Source organism: Agrobacterium sp. 719_389 (assembly GCF_900188475.1).
GTDB lineage: Bacteria > Pseudomonadota > Alphaproteobacteria > Rhizobiales > Rhizobiaceae > Agrobacterium > Agrobacterium radiobacter.
Genome location: NZ_FYEM01000005.1, coordinates 222,460 through 240,959, shown reverse-complemented (window position 1 = coordinate 240,959; position 18,500 = coordinate 222,460). Strand labels below are relative to the sequence as shown.

17 protein-coding genes are annotated in these 18,500 nt (G+C 61.2%); 8 read left to right on the top strand and 9 right to left on the bottom strand.

What is annotated here, in order from left to right:
- Window positions 1-145: 145 nt before the first annotated feature.
- Entirely contained in the window at window positions 146-898 is a 753-nt protein-coding gene (locus CFB10_RS11790; protein WP_020010580.1) for a TlyA family RNA methyltransferase, read from the top strand.
- Window positions 895-2,145: a class I SAM-dependent RNA methyltransferase gene (locus CFB10_RS11785; protein WP_003503079.1), complete on the top strand. Its 1,251-nt coding sequence runs from the start codon at window positions 895-897 to the stop codon at window positions 2,143-2,145. Before CFB10_RS11790 ends, CFB10_RS11785 begins: the two co-directional genes overlap by 4 nt.
- 111 nt (window positions 2,146-2,256) lie before the next feature.
- Here the strand turns inward: CFB10_RS11785 and CFB10_RS11780 are convergent, their stop codons facing one another.
- From CFB10_RS11780 to CFB10_RS11770, 3 genes are all read right to left on the bottom strand, one after another.
- On the bottom strand, window positions 2,257-2,580 hold the full coding sequence (locus tag CFB10_RS11780) for a hypothetical protein (RefSeq protein WP_020010579.1): 324 nt from the start codon (window positions 2,578-2,580) through the stop codon (window positions 2,257-2,259).
- Between the two features lie 274 nt (window positions 2,581-2,854).
- Window positions 2,855-3,613: a crotonase/enoyl-CoA hydratase family protein gene (locus CFB10_RS11775; RefSeq protein ID WP_020010578.1), complete on the bottom strand. Its 759-nt coding sequence runs from the start codon at window positions 3,611-3,613 to the stop codon at window positions 2,855-2,857.
- 10 nt (window positions 3,614-3,623) lie between these two features.
- Window positions 3,624-5,408 carry an acyl-CoA dehydrogenase gene (locus CFB10_RS11770; RefSeq protein WP_020010577.1) on the bottom strand — a complete coding sequence of 595 codons (1,785 nt, stop codon included), beginning with the start codon at window positions 5,406-5,408 and terminating at the stop codon, window positions 3,624-3,626.
- A 223-nt stretch (window positions 5,409-5,631) separates the two neighbouring features.
- Here CFB10_RS11770 and CFB10_RS11765 point away from each other — a divergent pair, with 223 nt between their 5' ends.
- The gene (locus CFB10_RS11765; RefSeq protein WP_020010576.1) at window positions 5,632-6,627 is read left to right on the top strand and encodes a transporter; all 996 of its coding nucleotides are present in this window, start codon (window positions 5,632-5,634) and stop codon (window positions 6,625-6,627) included.
- 58 nt (window positions 6,628-6,685) lie between these two features.
- Here the strand turns inward: CFB10_RS11765 and CFB10_RS11760 are convergent, their stop codons facing one another.
- The 4 genes from CFB10_RS11760 to CFB10_RS11745 all read right to left on the bottom strand — a co-directional run bounded on the left by CFB10_RS11760 (window position 6,686) and on the right by CFB10_RS11745 (window position 10,415).
- A complete protein-coding gene (locus CFB10_RS11760; RefSeq protein WP_026363694.1) occupies window positions 6,686-7,204 on the bottom strand; it encodes a BA14K family protein in 519 nt (172 codons plus the stop codon).
- Window positions 7,205-7,429: 225 nt separating this feature from the next.
- Window positions 7,430-7,897, bottom strand: a complete 468-nt coding sequence (locus CFB10_RS11755) for a BA14K family protein (RefSeq protein ID WP_026363693.1) — start codon at window positions 7,895-7,897, stop codon at window positions 7,430-7,432.
- A gap of 183 nt (window positions 7,898-8,080) precedes the next feature.
- Window positions 8,081-9,163: a hybrid-cluster NAD(P)-dependent oxidoreductase gene (locus CFB10_RS11750; RefSeq protein ID WP_020010572.1), complete on the bottom strand. Its 1,083-nt coding sequence runs from the start codon at window positions 9,161-9,163 to the stop codon at window positions 8,081-8,083.
- A gap of 7 nt (window positions 9,164-9,170) precedes the next feature.
- On the bottom strand, window positions 9,171-10,415 hold the full coding sequence (locus CFB10_RS11745) for an aromatic ring-hydroxylating dioxygenase subunit alpha (RefSeq protein ID WP_026363692.1): 1,245 nt from the start codon (window positions 10,413-10,415) through the stop codon (window positions 9,171-9,173).
- A 332-nt stretch (window positions 10,416-10,747) separates the two neighbouring features.
- Here CFB10_RS11745 and CFB10_RS11740 point away from each other — a divergent pair, with 332 nt between their 5' ends.
- The 3 genes from CFB10_RS11740 to CFB10_RS11730 all read left to right on the top strand — a co-directional run bounded on the left by CFB10_RS11740 (window position 10,748) and on the right by CFB10_RS11730 (window position 13,962).
- Window positions 10,748-11,356, top strand: coding sequence for a DUF6656 family protein (locus CFB10_RS11740; protein WP_020010570.1), 609 nt, complete (start codon window positions 10,748-10,750; stop codon window positions 11,354-11,356).
- A 145-nt stretch (window positions 11,357-11,501) separates the two neighbouring features.
- Window positions 11,502-12,479 (top strand): L-threonylcarbamoyladenylate synthase, encoded by a 978-nt coding sequence (locus CFB10_RS11735; protein WP_026363691.1) that lies wholly within the window; start codon window positions 11,502-11,504, stop codon window positions 12,477-12,479.
- A 49-nt stretch (window positions 12,480-12,528) separates the two neighbouring features.
- On the top strand, window positions 12,529-13,962 hold the full coding sequence (locus CFB10_RS11730; RefSeq protein ID WP_026363690.1) for an FAD-binding oxidoreductase: 1,434 nt from the start codon (window positions 12,529-12,531) through the stop codon (window positions 13,960-13,962).
- Window positions 13,963-13,972: 10 nt separating this feature from the next.
- Here the strand turns inward: CFB10_RS11730 and CFB10_RS11725 are convergent, their stop codons facing one another.
- Window positions 13,973-14,491 carry a glycosyl transferase gene (locus tag CFB10_RS11725; protein WP_026363689.1) on the bottom strand — a complete coding sequence of 173 codons (519 nt, stop codon included), beginning with the start codon at window positions 14,489-14,491 and terminating at the stop codon, window positions 13,973-13,975.
- Between the two features lie 289 nt (window positions 14,492-14,780).
- Between CFB10_RS11725 and CFB10_RS11720 the strand changes: the two genes are divergently transcribed.
- Window positions 14,781-15,938, top strand: coding sequence for a PA0069 family radical SAM protein (locus CFB10_RS11720; RefSeq protein ID WP_026363688.1), 1,158 nt, complete (start codon window positions 14,781-14,783; stop codon window positions 15,936-15,938).
- A 450-nt stretch (window positions 15,939-16,388) separates the two neighbouring features.
- Window positions 16,389-17,042, top strand: coding sequence for a ribonuclease HII (locus CFB10_RS11715; protein WP_020010565.1), 654 nt, complete (start codon window positions 16,389-16,391; stop codon window positions 17,040-17,042).
- 56 nt (window positions 17,043-17,098) lie between these two features.
- Here CFB10_RS11715 and chrA read toward each other — a convergent pair whose 3' ends face one another.
- The gene (gene chrA, locus CFB10_RS11710; protein ID WP_020010564.1) at window positions 17,099-18,496 is read right to left on the bottom strand and encodes a chromate efflux transporter; all 1,398 of its coding nucleotides are present in this window, start codon (window positions 18,494-18,496) and stop codon (window positions 17,099-17,101) included.
- Between the last annotated feature and the right edge of the window lie 4 nt (window positions 18,497-18,500).

Genomic DNA, 18,500 nt, shown 5'->3' with positions numbered 1-18,500 from the left:
CTATACAAGCCTTTATATTGGATTAATCGAACATTCTGACTTTGCGGTGCAACATCGCCATTATGGCCGGCAGCGGGCCTCCCCGGCCCGTCTCGGCGATAAATCGCTTGCATCGGCGGAGTTTGGCGGTCATTGACACGGAGCCATGTCCAAAACATCTGAAAATGAACGGCTTGACCAGCTTCTTGTGTCGCTCGGCCACTTTGCTAGCCGCTCGCGTGCGCGCGACGCGATTGCGCGCGGCACCGTGAGCGTCAACGGCAAGACCATCACCAAACCGAGCCAGACCGTCGCCGGCAATGCCGCGATCGCCATCAGCGACCCGGCGCAGGCCTATGTCTCCCGCGCCGCCCTCAAGCTCGTGGCCGCACTCGATCATTTCCGGCTCGATCCTTCGGGCCATGACTGTCTCGACGTCGGCGCTTCCACAGGCGGTTTTACCGAGGTGCTGCTGGAACGTGGCGCCAGACACGTCACTGCCATCGATGTCGGCCACGGGCAGATGCATGCAAGGATCGAGAACGATCCGCGCGTCACCAATCTGGAGGGGCTGAATGCCCGCTTCCTGACGGCGGAAGATATCGATGACCGGCGCATCGGCTTCATTGTCTCCGACGTGTCCTTCATTTCGCTGAAGCTCGCGCTTGCTCCGGCGCTTCAACTTGCTGAGCCGGGTGCTCTCGCGGTTCTGCTGGTGAAGCCGCAATTCGAGGCGGGGCGTGATGCCATCAGCAAGGCCGGGCTTCTGAAGGAGCCGGACACCGCGCCCGCCGTGGCGGCCGAACTGGAGCGCTGGCTGACGGAGGACATGGGCTGGAAAAGCCTCGGCCTCATTCCCTCGCCGATTTCCGGCGGCGACGGCAATATCGAATTTCTTCTCGGAGGCGAAAAGCCATGAGCACACAGACCGTCACCATCAAGAGCCTCGGCGCGCAGGGCGACGGCATCGCGCACTGTCCCGACGGCCCGGTCTATGTGCCCTTCGCGCTGCCCGGTGAAACGGTCGCCATCGCCAAGGTCAAGGATCACGGCACTGTCATGTCGATAACGGAAGCCTCGGCGCAGCGCCGTGAACCGGCCTGCCGCCACTTCGGTCCCGATGGCAAGAACGGCACCTGCGGCGGCTGTTCGCTGCAGCATCTTTCCGATCAGCCTTACCATGCCTACAAGCGCGAGCTGGTGGTTTCGGCGCTGAAATCGAAGGGCCTGACGCCTGATGTGGACGATCTCGTCATCTGTCGCCCCGGCGAGCGCCGCCGCGCGGTGTTCGCCGCCCGCAAGACGGAAAAGGGCCTGCTGCTCGGTTTCAGCCAGGCGAACAGCCATCACATCGTCGCCATCGAGGAATGTCCCGTCACCTCGCCGGGCATCGTCTCGCGGCTGGACGCCATCCGCGCCATCGGACTTTCCATGGTGGCGAACGCCGAGCCGTTCCGCATCACCGTTCTCGAAACGCTCTCCGGTCTCGATATTTCGGTCGAGGGCATCAAGTCGGTCAATGACAAGCAGCGGCGCACGCTCACGGAAACGGTGCTGGCCATGCGCGGCATTGCCCGCGTCTCGCTTGCCGGCGAAATCCTGATCGAACCGCAGAAGCCGATCATCGAATTCGGCGGTGTTCCCGTTTCGCCGCCGGCCGGCGGTTTCACGCAGGCGACGAAGCAGGCGGAAGACGCCATGGCCGAGCTGGTGCTTGCTCATATCGGCAAATCCAAACGCATTGCCGATCTGTTCTGCGGTTCCGGCACCTTTGCGCTGCGGCTTGCGCGCGTCGGCAGAGTTCATGCGGTGGAAGCGGAAGACAAGCCGTTGAAGGCACTGGATTTCGCCGCCCGCAACACGCAGGGCCTGAAGCCGGTCAGCGTCGAGAAGCGCGATCTCTTCCGCCGGCCGCTGATGACAAGCGAACTGAAGAATTACGATGCAGTCGTGTTCGATCCGCCGCGCGCCGGTGCGGAATTCCAGTGCAAGGAACTGGCCCGCAGCACGGTGAAGAAGATCGTTGCCGTGAGCTGCAATCCGCTGACGCTGGCGCGCGATCTCGCCATCCTGACCGAGGGCGGCTATCGCATCACCCGCGTCACGCCGGTTGACCAGTTCCTGTGGTCGCCGCATGTGGAAGCGGTGGCGACGCTGGAGAAATAAGCAATCCGGACGGAGAGCCGCTCAGCGAAGCTGACGCAGCGCTTCATATGCCTGCGACTGCACCACCCTCATTCCTGTGCTGTCACAGGAATAAGGGCGGAGGGATTACTATTACCAGGCCGTATCGACCGTGCCGTTGCCGACCACACCCGAGCAGCGGCAAGCCCCACCCACACGCCCCCGTTCCAGCGGGCAGACATAGGGCCGGCGGCGATTGGCGCTCTCCGGCGGGGTGATGACGCAGACGAAACGCGCACGGCGCTGGCGGTCGCGATTGCGGCCGGAATAATAATCCGAGCCATCGTCTTCGGTAATGACAGATTGCGCCAGAATGACAATGCCGGCGGAAGCCGCCGGAGGGCGCGTTATCGCCGCCGCTTCGGTGACAGTGGCGGCGCAGAGGAAGACGGACAGGGCGAAAACGACGTGACGCATGCGGGTGGCTTTCGGGCGTAGAGCTTGTACGATCCGGTCTTGGTCGGACCGATTTGATCGACCATACATAATCCGCCTTCGCAAGCACAGTGGCTTCAAACTTCCGACGATGCCGCCGGCTTCTTCTCCCCGCCGGGGAGAAGGTGGCCCGAAGGGTCGGATGAGGGGGCTAAGTTGCCTAATATCTTTACCCTCGCCCCCTCATCCCGCTGCCGCGGACTTCTCCCCGGCGGGGAGAAGAAACAAGCGGCAGGCTTCCCGATTCCAGCGGCACTCAGCGACGCATGAATGCCTCGAAAGCAGCCCGAGCTTCAGCACTTTGCAGCTGTGCGATGAAATGGCGGCCTTCCTCTTCGATGCGGGCGAGAATATCGGCCGGGTTTCCGCGAACCAGATCGCGGGCGATCTTCAGCGCCTGCTGTGGTTTGGCGGCAAGCCGGGTGGCGAGCGCCAGCGTTTCGGTTTCGACATATTCTGATGCGACGACTTTCCAGATCATCCCGGCCTGCAGTGCCTGCTCAGCGGAAAAACCCTCGCCCATGGCAAGCAGCGCAAAGGCGCGCTGGTGGCCCATAAGCTTCGGCACAAGCAGGCTGGAGGCCGCTTCCGGCACCAGCGCCAGATCCACGAAGGGCGTCTTGAACAGGCTGCGGTTGGAAGCGACCGTCAGGTCGCAATGCAGGTTCAGCGTCGTGCCGATGCCGATGGCGAGCCCGTCCACGCCTGATACCATTGGCTTGTCGAAGGCGACGAGCGCTTTCAGAAGTTCCAAGGCTGCGAGTTTCCCCTTGCCGCCGGACATGGCGAAGGCCAGGAAATCGGCCATGTCGTTACCGGCGGAAAAGCAGCCTTCCGTGCCGAAAAACGCAACGACGCGGATGTCCGGGTCCGAATTGGCGGCCTGCAACGCCTCGGCCATGCGCATATACATGGCATCGGTAATGGCGTTTTTCTTGTCCGGCCGGTTGAAGCGGATAGTCAGAACCTCCGGCGCATGGCCGACCCGCTCGACGAGAATGTGATCGTCCGACATATGAGCCTCCTCAAGCCAACACGGTGCGGGCGGCGGCAAGGCTTGCCGCGCCTGATATGACGCGATCCTTCAGCGCTGCCGTTTCCGCCAGCAGGTTTTCCGCCGCAAAGCGGCAAAGTGCGGCGCGATGTCCACCCCTGCCATCATCAACAGAGACCAATGCGCCCTTGGCGAGATAAGCGCCTGTCAGCGCCAGACCGAAAAGACGCTGATAGGGTGTCGCGCCCGCGAGTGCCGTTTCGGTTTCGCCTGCCTTGATGCGCTCCAGCAGCCAATCCGTCGCCGTTTCCAGATCGTTGAGGCTGGCTTCAAGATAACGGGCGGTCTCACCAAGATCATCGCGGTTCGATGCGGCTGTCCGGGCGGCGATCTCGCGCAGTTCGGCGATGAAACCGCGCACCTGCGCGCCTTCGGAGAGCGGCAGCTTGCGCAGCACCAGATCGATGGCCTGGATGCCGTTGGTGCCCTCGTAGATCGGCGCGATGCGGGCATCGCGCAGATAACGCGCCGCGCCGGTTTCCTCGATGAAGCCCATGCCGCCATGCACCTGAATGCCCATGGAGGCGACATCGACGCCGGCATCGGTGGAGAAGGATTTGGCGATCGGGGTCAGAAGGGCAGCGCGCTCCTGCCAGTGCGCGCGCTGCCGGGCGTCTTCGCTGGCATGCGCCATATCGATGGCGTGCGCGCAGCTGAAGGAAATCGCCCGCGATCCTTGAGTCAGCGCCTTCATCGTCAGAAGCGTTCTGGCGATATCAGGGTGTTCGATGATCGGGCTCATGCCGGAGCCCTGCCAGCCGGGCGCCTTGCCCTGCGTGCGCTCCCGGGCGTATTCGATCGCCTTCTGGGTCGCCGCTTCGCAGATCGCAACACCCTGCATGCCGACGGCAAGGCGGGCATTGTTCATCATGGTGAACATGCAGGCGAGGCCCTTGTTCTCTTCGCCGACCAGCCAGCCGAGAGCGCCCTTTTCGTCACCGAATTTCCCATCGCCGAAGATCATCGTGCAGGTGGGCGAACCATGAATGCCGAGCTTGTGCTCCAGCGAATGGCAGAAAAGGTCGTTGCGGCCGCCGGGCGCACCGTTTTCATCAGGCAGGAATTTCGGAACGAGGAACAGCGAGATGCCGCGCGTGCCGGCCGGTGCATCCGGAAGGCGGGCGAGAACGAGGTGGATGATGTTGTCAGCCGCGTCGTGTTCGCCCCAGGTGATGAAAATCTTCTGGCCGAAGATGCGGTAGGCGCCGTCACCATTGCGCTCCGCCCGGGTCTTCAGAACCCCGAGATCCGAACCCGCATGCGGCTCGGTCAGGTTCATGGTGCCGGTCCATTCACCGGAAACGAGTTTCGGAAGATAGATACGCTTGAGATCGTTGCTGCCGTGGGCGACGAGAGCTTCGACGGCGCCCATGGTCAACGTCGGCGCCAGCGCGAAGGCCATGGAGCCGGAATTCCACATTTCGAGTGCAGCGACATTCAGCATATGCGGCAGGTTCTGGCCGCCGAACTCCTCCGGCGCTGTCAGGCTGTTCCAGCCCGCTTCCGCCCAGCGGCGGTAAAGATCGGCCCAACCGTCAGGCGTCGTCACCTTGCCGTCGGCGAGCTTCGCGCCCTGACGGTCGCCAATATCGGCAAGCGGTGCGACCTGTTCCGTGGCGAAACGGCCAGCTTCCTGCAGAATGGCATCCACAAGGTCTTCACCGAGATCGCCAAGCACACCCTTTGAAAGCGCGTCTTCAAGACCCGCTACATGTTTGAGTGTAAAGGCGATATCATCCACCGGCGCGCTATACATGCTGCCTCCTCCCGAAGCTCTGGCATCTTGCTACTGGCTTCGGGCTAAATGATTTTTACGTAAACGTCAATTTGAAAATTCCCGTCATTTCGACGGGATTGTTATAAAACTGTCATATGAATTTGCTCAGCATGCGCTGAAAGTCGCCTCGATGACGCCGCTGCTCCCACACCGGAACGACGGGCGCCTCCCTCCTCCCATCCAGCCGGTCAGGACTGCCACGATGGATCTCATAACGCCAGTTATTCCGGGCCTTGTCTGGGCCTATCAATTCCACCCCGGCACGGCCCCATGCCGCCGTCTTGCACCCGATGCCGGCTTTCACGAGATGGCCGAGTGCGAAGGCTTCTTCTGGCTGCATCTCAATCTCGCCGATCAGCGCGTGGCGGGTTTTCTCGAGACCATCGACGGTCTCGATCCGGCAGCGCGCGCAAGCCTCACCACCCATGAGACACATCCGTCCATCGTGGTCGATGAAAAGTCGCTCTATGGCACGCTCGTTGATTTCCAGCGGGAATTCGACAAGGAAACGCGCGATTTCGGCTGGCTGCATTTTGCGGTTAGCGACCGTTTCATCATCACCACCCGCCTGCAGCCACTGCATTCGGTGGACCGGCTGAAGGCGGCGGTCGACAAGAATTCCAACCGCTATCTCACGCCATCACATGTGTTCGAAGGCCTCGTCGCCGAATTCCAGCGCTCGCTCATCAATCTGGTGATGGAGACGACGGAGGAACTGAACACCATCGAGGATCTGGTCTATGACAGCGAGACACGCGACGAACGGCGGCGGCTTGCCCCGCTGCGCCGCACGGTGGTTCGCCTGCATCGGCATCTGCGCACCGTACTGACCCTGATGCGACGGGCCTCGGCTGCCGATGATGACGAAATGCCTGATGGTTTCGAGGATGTCGCTTCACGCCTGATGGGTCGCCTTGAGGCTGTCGATCATGACGTTTATGCCCTGCAGGAGCGTGCAAGGCTGCTGCACGAAGAAATCGATTCCAAACTCTCGTCCGAAACCAACCGGCACCTCTATATCCTGTCGCTGATGACGGCATTCCTGCTGCCGCCATCGCTGGTCACCGGTTTCTTCGGCATGAATACGGACGAACTGCCGTTTACCGTCGGCACCGGCGGCACGCTGTCGGCCAGCATCTTCATCGTGATTTCGGTTGCACTCGCCTGGTTCGTCCTGAAGCGCGCACGAATCCTGTAACGCAAAAAGCCGCCCGGTCGTAACCGGACGGCTCTGTCAATTTCAGCCTGGCATTCTATCAGCTGTAAGGCGAATAGCAGGGCTGACGCGGGCCATGGTAAGGCTGGAACGTGTTGCTATAGGCATCGTAGGACCGATAGCGGCCATAGCACCAGTTCACATGCGCCTGGCTCATACCGCCGCGGCGGACCGGACGATATTCGCGATAGACCGGACGCGGACGATATTCGGGAACCGGACGGTAGACTTCACGCGGCTGCGACAGCGCGCCGCCGATGATCGCACCCGTCGCAAAGGCTGCGAGCGGGAACCAGTAACCGTCATGGTGGCGATAGCCCGGGCGGTAATCACGATAGCCGCGATGGCCGCCATACCAGCCTCGACGTCCGCCATCCCAGTCGCGACGATCGCGCCAGTACTGAACATTCACGATATTCTTGCTGGCGTCGTTGCCCGCCGTCTCCACACTCTTCGGCGCCATCGGTAATGGCATCGCTGCTTCTGCCGGAACAATCGCTCCTGCTACCACGATCGCAGAAAGACCGACAGCCAAGATATTCTTCATATAGTCTCTCATCTGACTTCCTCCATTCACGACGGTCGACAGGCCGTTGGACGTGAATAATAACACCTTTTTCTTCTTACTCAGCCAGTTTGTCGGTTCTGGCCGGAACATTACCGGTTGCAGGCTAGGCGTTTTCGCCTGAACCCAGCATTAACGATCCATTCACGCTTCAGTTACCCAGCCCGGCCGCCTGAAAGCAAAAGCCCGGATCAAAATCCGGGCTTTCGAAAACCACTATCAGCGGCTGTAAGGCGACACACAGATGCGGCGCGGACCGCTATTGGGCTGGTAGCTGTTGTCATAAGCGCGATACGAGCGCCAACGGTTCTGACACCACGCGACATGGCTGCCGCCATAGGCCGGACGCGGCTGCTGCACCGCGCCGCCGATGATCGCGCCTGCGGCAAAGGCTGCAAGCGGGAACCAGTAACCGTTGTGATAACGATATCCCGGACGGCGGTCGCGATAACCACGGTGACCATTGTAATATCCATCACGCGGCGGGCGCGGGCGATACATCCGGTCGCCGTACCTGCGGTCGCCTCTGCGGTCCCATTCACGGTACTGCACCGGCACAACATTATTGTCGGCCGTGATCGCCGGCTTCGGCATCGGCACTGGCGCCTGGAACGCCTGCGATGGCGTAAAGCTGGTGAGGAACACGACTATCGCCGTGGCGACACTCGTTGTCCGGAAATTCATCATGATCTTCCTCCGTTTGCTTAGACGCGTTGAACCGCGCCTTTTCACACAGTCGCTCTTGTCGGAGATATGGGACAGCCCCCTTTATGCCCGAAAAGAATTCGATGACGTGCAAACGAGTTTAGAGAAATTTGGTTCCAGACAACTATCCGGTGAAAGGCGGATAAAATGAAACGCCTGCTCGTATCAGGCTTCCACCTTCACGTCAGTCAGAGGCCGCGAGCAGCAGGCAAGAATATAGCCTTCCTCGATTTCCTCATCGAGAATGCCGCCATTGTGGTTCATCTCCACCTCACCCGAAAGCTTCAGCACCCGGCAGGTGCCGCAGATGCCGGATTCGCAGGCAGCACCGATACGGACGCCGGCGGCGCGCGCGGTCATCAGAACCGTCTGGCCGGGCTGGCAGGGCATTTCCTTGCCGGAAAGGGTGAAACCCACCATCGACAGCGCTTCGCCATCCGCACCGGTGAGGACGTTTTCACCGACGGTGACCGGCGCAGCCGGCGCGAAGCTTTCCTGATGGTAACGGCTCATATCGAAGCCGGATGCATCGAGCATGGAGCGGACGGCGGCCATGAACGGTTCCGGCCCGCAACAGAAGACGGTACGCTCCATGAAATCAGGCGCCAGAAGCGCGATCTTTGCCTTGTCGACCATGCCCTTCAGGCCAGACCACAGGTCGGTGCGACCACATTTCTCGACAATGAAGCCGAGCGACAGGTTCGGCATGAAACGGGCGAGATATTCCAGTTCGTGACGGAAGACGATATCGCCGGGTGTGCGCGAACAATTGACGAAGGCAATGTCGCTCTGCGGCGCGCGGTCACTCATGTCGCGCACCATCGACATCATCGGCGTGACGCCGGAGCCCGCCGAAATGAAGAGATATTTGTCGCCGGGATGCTTGACGTAGGAAAAGTCGCCGAGCGGCCCGAGCGCCCGGATTTTCATGCCGGGCTTCAGATTGTCGAACATCCAGCGCGTGCCGATGCTGGCGGCCTGCGCTTTGACCGTGACCGACAGCGCATAGGGTCGAGACGGGCTGGAGGACAAGGTGTAGGTGCGGTAGAGCGGCTCCGCACCCACGGGCAATTCCAGCGTGACGAACTGGCCCGGCAGATACCGGAACCAGTTCTGGTCCTCGGAGCGGAACAGAAACGTCATGACGTCCGAGGTCTCTGGCGTCACTGAAATGCATTCCAGCAGCTGGAGCTTGTCGCTCCACGGCTTCATCTCGTCTATGTGCTTGTAGGTCACAACCATATTCATCTTCGCATCACGCTACAGCAGAAAGCCGGGCCTTATCGCCGGAGAGCCGGTCGACCATGAAATCGGAATACCAGTTGACGAACTGCATCACGCCGCCCTCATCCTCCATGGAATAGGGGCCGGGCTCATAGGCGGGCGAGCGAATGCCGAAAGCATTTTCCTCGACGATGCGGCGGTCCTGATCGTTGGTCTCGTTCCAGACGTGGGTGAGATCTTCAAGATCGTAATCCACGCCTTCAACCGCATCCTTGTGCACCAGCCATTTGGTGGTGACCATGGTTTCCGTGGCGCTGAGCGGCAGCACGCGGAAGGAAATGGTGTGGTCGCCGAGGAAATGGTTCCATGTCGTTGGATAATGGAACAGGAGCAGCGCGCCGATATGGCTGATGCTGACATCGTCAGACAGCGGCCGGCGCACGGCGCGCTTGCCAGACATGGTGTAGCTTTCCGCTTCACCGATCAGCGGCATGCGGGCGACGCGGAACTGGCCCTTCGGGTCGATCTTGAAGCGGCTCGGCAGGCCGGCGGCCTCGCAGCGCGCCCAGTGGCCGCCGATTTCGGGGTCGCTCGCGCCGCCATCCGTTCCCGTCACGCTCGGGTTTTCGGGATAGGTGCGGCAGAGTTCCGGGTGGTTGGCGGCGCAATGGTAGCACTCGCGGTTATTTTCCCAGACGAGCTTCCAGTTGCCCTTTTCGATGATCGTGCTCTCATGCGCGACCTTCGCTTCCCAGATGCGGTGCGGAGCCATGTAGCTCTCGACTTCCTTGCGCATGGGCTCGAAATCCGCCGGCTGATCGGCAAGGCAGATGAAGACGTAACCGGCGACGGTTTCGCAGGCGACGGGCTTCAGGCCGAAATCGCCCTTGTCGAACTCTTCACCCATGTGACGTGCAAAGAGCAGCTTGCCGTCGAGATCGTAGGTCCACTGGTGGTAAGGACAGACAAGGCGCGCCGACTGGCCCTTCTGCGTGGTGCAGACGCGGGAGCCGCGGTGGCGACAGGAATTGTGCAAGGCGCGGATCTGCCCATCGCGACCGCGAACGATGACGACGGAATAAGCCCCGACCTGAACGGTGAAATAGCTGCCTGACTTCTGCACTTCGCAATCATGGCCGACAAACAGCCAGTCGCGATACCAGATCGTTTCCATGTCCAGCCTGAAATAATCCGGGTCCGTGTAGAAGGGCTGTTCCAGGCTGAAGCCTTCGCGGCGGTTTTTCAGCTGGCGCAATACGGTATCACGCAATTCCATGGCCAAATCCTCGATCAAACCGCCCTGCCCGACACCATTTGCGGGGTTGCGGAAGCATGTGCTCATCTAAACACCGGCGGTCATTTGCGGCAGCACAAACAGCGACATCGGCTTCCGCATTGGCGACAAATTGCGACATGCGCAATTCGCCGTCGCAGCCCATTCCGCTGGGAAATCCGACAGCTATTCAATGTCGGAAATGACGTCGCAATATGACGCACGATGTCGCGCGCTTTACTCCCCACCCGTTAAAAAACGGGAGGCGCGACGCAACGGAGTATTAACGCGCCCTAAACTATATTGCCGGATCGACAGCAACGAGGGCGCTTCCGGTGGAGAAGGCGACACGCATACGCTATTTCGATGCGAGCAGGCATTCGGTCACACCGATAAGATCGAAGACCGCGCATTCGGATTTCCTGCGGACGGGGCGCATCAGCCGTTATGAAGAGCGCTGGCTGCCGAGGGAACGCGTCTATTACAGTCATGATGAAGTGGCTGCGCTGACCGGGCGAAAGCTGGAAGCCGCCGCTGATGCCACCCACAACCGTCTCAACGCCTTTCACCAGTCCATCCGTTTCCCGAAGATGGTTTTTCACCATCTGCTCAATGACCGCCCGCATCTCGGCTATTGCCACGTCACGGCGGCGAAAACGAGTTTCGATGCCGAGCGCCATGTGCTCTGGTCCTTCTATTTCGCGAATTTCTTCGCCGAACTGAGCGGGGCCGGGAACTTCTTCGAAAATATCGATGCGCGTTATTCGCGTATGTATTTCGCCGTCGCCATCAGCGCGCTTCCGGATCAGGAAATCGCCGTCGACACCTCCGTGCATCGCGGCGGCCTGCTGTTCCAGACCCACGATCCGCGCGTGGCGCTGAAAAACGTGCTCATGCTTGGCGCGCGGTCCGAGGAGATGCGCAGGATCATCAAGGCGATATAAAAGCGATAAGCGCCCGCGGCGCTTTATCTTTATTTGTTTTATGCATGCCGTTATCCCGAAACCGCAGACCACTTTCGGGCGACATGCATTAGCGCTTCCCACTCCACCCTGAAATACGCTATTGACCGCCCTGAAAGGCAGCATCATGGCGCGTCATATCAATATAGACAACGAGCGGGAAACCGCCCTGCAGGCATCCGTTGCCGAGCTTGCGGACGGCAGGCCCATCGCGCTGCCGACGGAAACCGTTTATGGCCTTGCCGCCGACGCCACCAATCCGGCGGCCATAACCCGTATTTACGAGACCAAGGGCCGGCCGCAGTTCAACCCGCTGATCTGCCACATGGCCGATATCTCCATGGCCGAGCGTTACGCGATTTTCGACCCGATATCGCGGAAACTCGCGGAGGCCTTCTGGCCCGGCCCGCTGACACTGGTGCTACCGCTGAAACCGGCAAGCGACATTCATTCGCTGGCGACGGCCGGGCTCGATACGGTCGGCATTCGTGTGCCCCAGGGTTTTGCCGGCGATCTCATCCGCCGCTTCGGCAGGCCGCTCGCCGCCCCCAGCGCCAATAGTTCCGGCAAGATCAGCCCGACAAGCGCCGCCCATGTGGAAGCGGATCTCGGCCAGAAGATCAATCTCATTCTCGACGGCGGCGCAGCCTCCGTCGGCGTCGAATCCACCATCGTCAAGGTGGAAGAGGATGGCCGGGTGCGGCTGCTTCGTCCCGGCGGCATCGTCACCGAGGACATAGAACGCGTTGCGGGCAAAAGCCTCGAACGGCCGAAAAAAGCCTCCGCCGCCATTGAAGCGCCGGGAATGCTGGCCTCGCATTATGCGCCGGGCGCCGCCGTGCGCCTTCACGCCACCTCGGTTCTGCCGGGCGAAGCGCTAATCCGCTTCGGCGGCATCGCCATATCAGGCGAAGAGGCCGCGCGCACCGTTCTCGACCTCAGCCCCTCCGGCGATCTTGCCGAGGCCGCCGCCAATCTGTTCGATTATCTGAAAGCCGCCGATGCAAGCGGTGCGGACACCATCGCCATCACCGCCATTCCCACCCATGGTCTCGGAGAGGCGATCAACGACCGCCTTTCCCGCGCCGCCGCGCCGCGAGGCTGACGGCAACCACCCTTTCGCCCATGTTTCAAAAGACAGCGAGACGCCGCCCATGACGACCAACGCCATCCCCTCCTCCGACATCCTTGACCGCTTTACCGCCATTGTCGGCGAAAAGAACGCGGTGCGCGACCCGGCGGAAATGGCGCCGCGTCTGGTGGAGAATCGCGGGCTTTATCGCGGCGCCTCACCGCTGCTGCTCAAGCCCGGTTCGGTGGAAGAGGTCTCGGCCATCCTGAAACTCGCCAGCGAGACCGGCGCTGCCATCGTGCCGCAGACCGGCAATACCGGCCTTGTGGGCGGCCAGACGCCGCGCGCTGATGGCGCCGACATCATCCTGTCTCTTGAGCGCATGAACCGCATCCGCGATATCGATCCGGTCGCCAATATCATCGTCGCCGATGCCGGCTGCATTCTCGACGACATCCACAAGGCCGCCGACACGGTGGAACGCATGTTCCCTTTGTCGCTCGGCTCTCAAGGGTCCTGCCGCATCGGCGGCAATCTCGCCACCAATGCCGGCGGCACGGCGGTTCTCGCCTATGGCAATATGCGCCAGCTGTGCCTCGGGCTCGAAGTGGTGCTGCCGACAGGTGAAATCTGGAACGGGCTGCGCCGGCTGAAGAAGGACAACACCGGTTACGATCTGCGTGATCTCTTCATCGGTTCCGAAGGCACGCTGGGGGTCATCACCGGCGCGGTGCTGAAGCTGTTCCCGAAGCCGCTCGGCCATCAGGTGGCCTTTGCCGGCCTTTCCTCCACCGACGATGCGCTGAAGCTGTTCGAAATGGCCTCAAACCTCTGCGGCACGGCGCTGACCGGCTTCGAACTCATGCCGCGAATCGGCGTCGAATTCACCGCCAGGCATATTCCCGGCGTGCGCGATCCCCTGGAGCAGCCACACGACTGGTACACACTCATCGATATCTCCACCTCCGATTCGGCGGAGACGGCGGACACGATGATGCAATCGCTGCTGGAGCGCGGTTTTGAGGCCGGGCTGGTTCAGGATGCCGTGATCGCCGCATCGGAGGCGCAGCGGCAGGCGCTCTGGCATATGCGTGAGAGCATGTCGGATGCGCAGAAGCCCGAAGGCGGGTCGATCAAGCACGATGTTTCAGTTCCGGTTTCGAAAATACCGGAATTCATGGCCACGGCGGAAAAGGCGGTTCTCGCCGCCATCCCCGGTGCGCGCGTCTGCGCCTTCGGCCATCTGGGGGACGGCAACATCCACTACAATATTTCCCAGCCTGTCGGCGCCGACAAGGCCGAATTCCTCGGCCGCTGGCGGGACATGAACGAGATCGTGCATGGCATCGTGCTGTCGCTCGGCGGCTCCATTTCGGCCGAACACGGCATCGGGCAATTGAAGCGCGATGAACTGGCCGCCATCCGCCCCGGCATCGAAATGGACCTGATGCGACGCATCAAACATGCTTTCGACCCCGCCGGCATCATGAATCCTGGCAAGGTTCTGGCCGGATAAGACGCGCCCTTTAAGCCGAAGCGCGCAGCGCCCAGGCGGGCACTATTTCCGCATTCAGCCGGCGCGGTTTTTGCGTGCCGACAAATTGCGTCAGGCTCATGCCCGATCTCGCAATCGACACGGCGTGCTTCTTCGGCAGAAGATATCCGTGTTCCAATGGCGGAACGCGGCGCAGAACGCGGCTGAAGACATTTCGCCGGTGATATCGCGACGGCGAAAAGCGGGCTGGCTGTGCGCAGATCGCCACATATTCGAGAATCTCGTCGATCCAGCCCGCCTGCGGGCGCGCGCCGGGCTCGATCAGAAGCAGCCAGCCGCCGCGCGCGGACTTCACGACATCCTCGATGTCCCATTGCCCATAAAAACGGCAACCGGCGGCATCGGCGACGCGCGACGACCCATCGCGCGAACCGTGATCAAGAATCACAACATCACTTACAAGCCCTTCCACGGCCCCGGTGACAAGCGCAGACAGCGTATGCGCCAGTTCCGGTTCGTGATCCCGGCATTCCATTATGACTGTCAACATCTGCATAGCTCTAACGCATCGCACAATAAATTGCCACTGTGCTGATCGCGGTAAAATCCGTGGCTGCTTATGCCGAAAATCACGCGGCCGCAGGATGTGGTCAAGCATATCGAGGTCACTGCCCCCAATCTGACGCGCGTGCTGAATCTGCAATTTTGTTCTTGTAATGTTCTCATTCCTGATGTAGGAATTTAATCATTCGGAAGGCGATTAAACGCCTGCCCGAACGGAAACGGTTTAGGGCGTTGAGCGTGCCTCGAAAGGCGTGCGGCGTCCTGGGAGCATCCAGATGAGAAACCATACGCTTTCTGGGCAGGCTGCCTTCCAGCCGAGCCATATGCCTGACATTGCCAATGCGCTGGCCGATGCATCTGGCCTGCGCATCGAGATCGACCGTCGTCGCGGCCGTGGCGCCGGGCTCAATCCGGATGGGCGGTTTGAGACCTTGCAGCACGAGGTTTTCGATGATGGCTGGCAGACGCTCGAAGACATGCCGGAGTTCCGCACCGAGGTGCAGGTGGAAAAACCGCGCAGCATCATCACCCGGAATGAATCCCCCGACATCCCGTTCGATCGCTCCATCAATCCCTATCGCGGCTGCGAACATGGCTGCATCTATTGTTTCGCAAGGCCGACACACAGCTATATGGGACTTTCGGCCGGTCTGGATTTCGAATCGAAGCTCTTCGCCAAACCGGATGCGGCAAAGCTGCTGGAAAGGGAACTGGCGAAACCGGGCTACAAGCCAAGGGTGATCGCCATTGGGACCAATACCGACCCTTATCAGCCGATCGAGCGCGAATGGCGCATCATGCGGCAGATACTGGAAGTGCTGGCCAAGGCCGACCATCCCGTCGCCATCGTCACCAAATCGGCGCTGATCAAGCGGGATATCGACATTCTGGCGCCCATGGCCAAAAAGGGTCTCGCCAAGGTCGGCATTTCCGTGACCACGCTGGACCGCAAGCTCGCACGCAACATGGAGCCGCGCGCCGCCACGCCTGAAAAGCGGCTGGAGGCCGTCAAGGCGCTGACCGAGGCCGGCATTCCCGTAGCCGTGATGATGGCGCCCGTCATTCCGGCGCTCAACGATCATGAGATCGAACGCATTCTCGAGGCCGGCAAGACCGCCGGCGCAACCGAGGCTTCCTATGTGCTTTTGCGCCTGCCGCTGGAGGTGAGCCCGCTGTTTCGCGACTGGCTGCTGCGCAACTATCCGGACCGTTACCGCCATGTCATGTCGCTGGTGCGCTCCATGCGTGACGGCAAGGATTATGACGCGGAATTCGGAAAACGCATGAAGGGCGCCGGCCCCTATGCCTGGCAGATCGGCAGGCGTTTCGAGATGGCGACGAAACGGCTTGGCCTCATCCGCCGAGGCATCCACCTGCGTGACGATCTCTTCGTGCCTCCGGGCGGTGCAGGCGTGCAATTGTCGCTGCTTTGAGAAGCAAACGCTGAAAGTGACAGAGATGATGAATGCCCGAACTGAACTCGACGTCATCCTCGGGCTTGAGCCGAGGATCTAAACCGAGCGCGATAGTGGATCCTCGGGTCAAGCCCGAGGATGACGTCGAGCATGAAGGATAACTCGCCGACAGTCGGAGGCTCTGTGAGCCTATAATAAACGGAATTCAAAACAATAAGGAGCAACCTTCTCATCTTGTTGCTCTCGACGAAATGCCCGGCGGGTTTTCCCTGGCCCGCCGGACATCGCCCCCGGAGCCGCCGCCTCGCGTGCGATCGTTTTTCCTCCGCTGCCCCGTTGGAGGATCAAAGGTCATGACGACCTAAAGGGCACGGGTGAGCCACGCCCCTTGACCCCGGCTCACCGTGTCTGTCATCGCCCGCTTCCGGGGGCTTGCAGGAGATCGGGTGTGTGTGCAAGTTTCGCCGCATGAAACGCACCGCCACACCCGATTCTCCTGCTCTTTTTGATCTTGCCGATACCGGCCCGGATTTTTCCTTCGAGCTGGAAGCGAAAAAGAAGGGCCTCTGGCCCGTCGCCGGCACGGATGAGGCCGGCCGGGGGCCTTTGGCCGGGCCGGTGGTTGCGGCAGCCGTCATTCTCGATCCGGACAATATTCCCAAGGGGATGGACGATTCCAAGAAGCTGACCAAGCAGAAGCGGGAAAGCCTGTTCGTACAGATCATGGAAACCTCGATCGTATCCGTCGCCTCCTCCGGCCCCGGCCTGATCGACAGCATGAATATCCTGCGCGCCAGCCTGGACGCCATGCGCCGCGCCGTGCTCGGTCTCGAAATCTCCCCTGCCCTCGTTCTCGCCGACGGCCGCGACCGGCCGCCGGGTATCACCTGCGAAGCCAAGGCCGTCATCAAGGGCGATTCCCGCTCCCTCTCCATCGCCGCAGCCTCGATCATCGCCAAGGTGACGCGCGACCGGATGATGGAACGCGCCGGTGTGGTGCACACATCCTACGGCTTCGAAGGCCATGCCGGCTACGGTACGCCCGCCCACCTGCGCGCCATCGAAAGCCACGGCCCCTGCCCGTTGCACAGGATGAGCTTTCGGCCGCTGAAGCGGGACTGATCGTGAATGAAGGTCCGGCAATCACTTCCGCGATAGGCCAAAGCGGACCCCGGGTTTCAAACTATCGACCGCCAGGCAATCCCAAGCGCTGCAGACAGGGCCAGCGTGACTATCACGGACAGCTTGAGCCGGAAAATGGCGAATGCCGCGAGCAATGTCAGGGCGAGCGACGGCAGCAGGAGTGATGAGAAGACTGGGACATCCAATGCCAGCGGGCCGAGGGCCACGGGTCGGACTTCCTCGAACAGCACGTGAAGTCCAAACAAGACCGCCAGGTTGAGGATCACCCCGACGACGGCCGCAGTGATGGCCGACATCGCCCCGCCAAGCGCCGCGTTACCGCGCATCTTCTCGATGAAGGGCGCGCCAGCGAATATCCAAAGGAAACTCGGCAGGAAGGTTACCCAGGTCGTCAGGAGCGCTCCGAGAGTTGCCGCCGCCAGCGGCGACAACGCCCCCGGATCGCGATAGCCCGCGAGAAAGCCGACGAACTGCGTTACCATAATGAGAGGACCGGGCGTCGTCTCGGCCATACCGAGACCATCGAGCATTTCTCCCGGACGAAGCCATCCATAGTTTTCCACCGCAGCCTGAGCGACGTAGGCGAGCACGGCATAGGCGCCGCCGAAGGTGACGACGGCCATCTGGCTAAAGAACAGACCCATCTTCGAGAACACATTGTCCCAACCGAGCACCAGGATCAACGTTGTGACGGGAATGAGCCAGAGCGCTGCAAGAGTGCCAGAGGTTTTGAGCGACCAGGCAAGGTTGGGCCTGGCGTGAAGGGGAATGTCCTCGCCGAGGATGGAATCCCTGTCTTCGAGTATCTTGCCCGATCCCGACTTGTGTCCGCCGTTTGCCTTGAAAGCGTGAAGCCCTGTCCGCCCCCCGAAGCAGCCGATGATTGCGGCCGCGAGGATGATCAGTGGAAAGGGCATGTGAAGGAAGAAGATCGCGACGAAGGCGGCGGCCGCCATGGCGACCATCACATTGTTTTTCAGCGCCCTGCTGCCGATCCGAAAGACCGCCTGAACGACAACGGCGAGGACCGCGCATTTCAGCCCGAAGAACATGCCCTCGATCGCGGTGACGTCGCCGAAGATAACGTAGATGTAACTGAGCGCCAGGATGGATAGAAACCCCGGCAGGACGAACAGCAGGCCGGCGATCATGCCGCCCCTGGTCTTGTTCAGCAGCCAGCCGATATAGATGGCAAGCTGGTGAGCCTCCGGCCCCGGCAGCAGCATGCAGTAGTTGAGGGCATGCAGGAAACGGTGCTCACCCACCCAGCGCTTCTCGTCAACGACGATGCGGTGCATCACTGCTATCTGGCCTGCTGGGCCGCCGAAGCTGAGCGCTGCCACGCGCGCCCATACCTTCACGGCTTCGGAAAGCGGAACGATGTCGTCTTCGCCCGCATCCAGGCGGACACTGGTCTTTGCAAGGTCGGTCATGGTC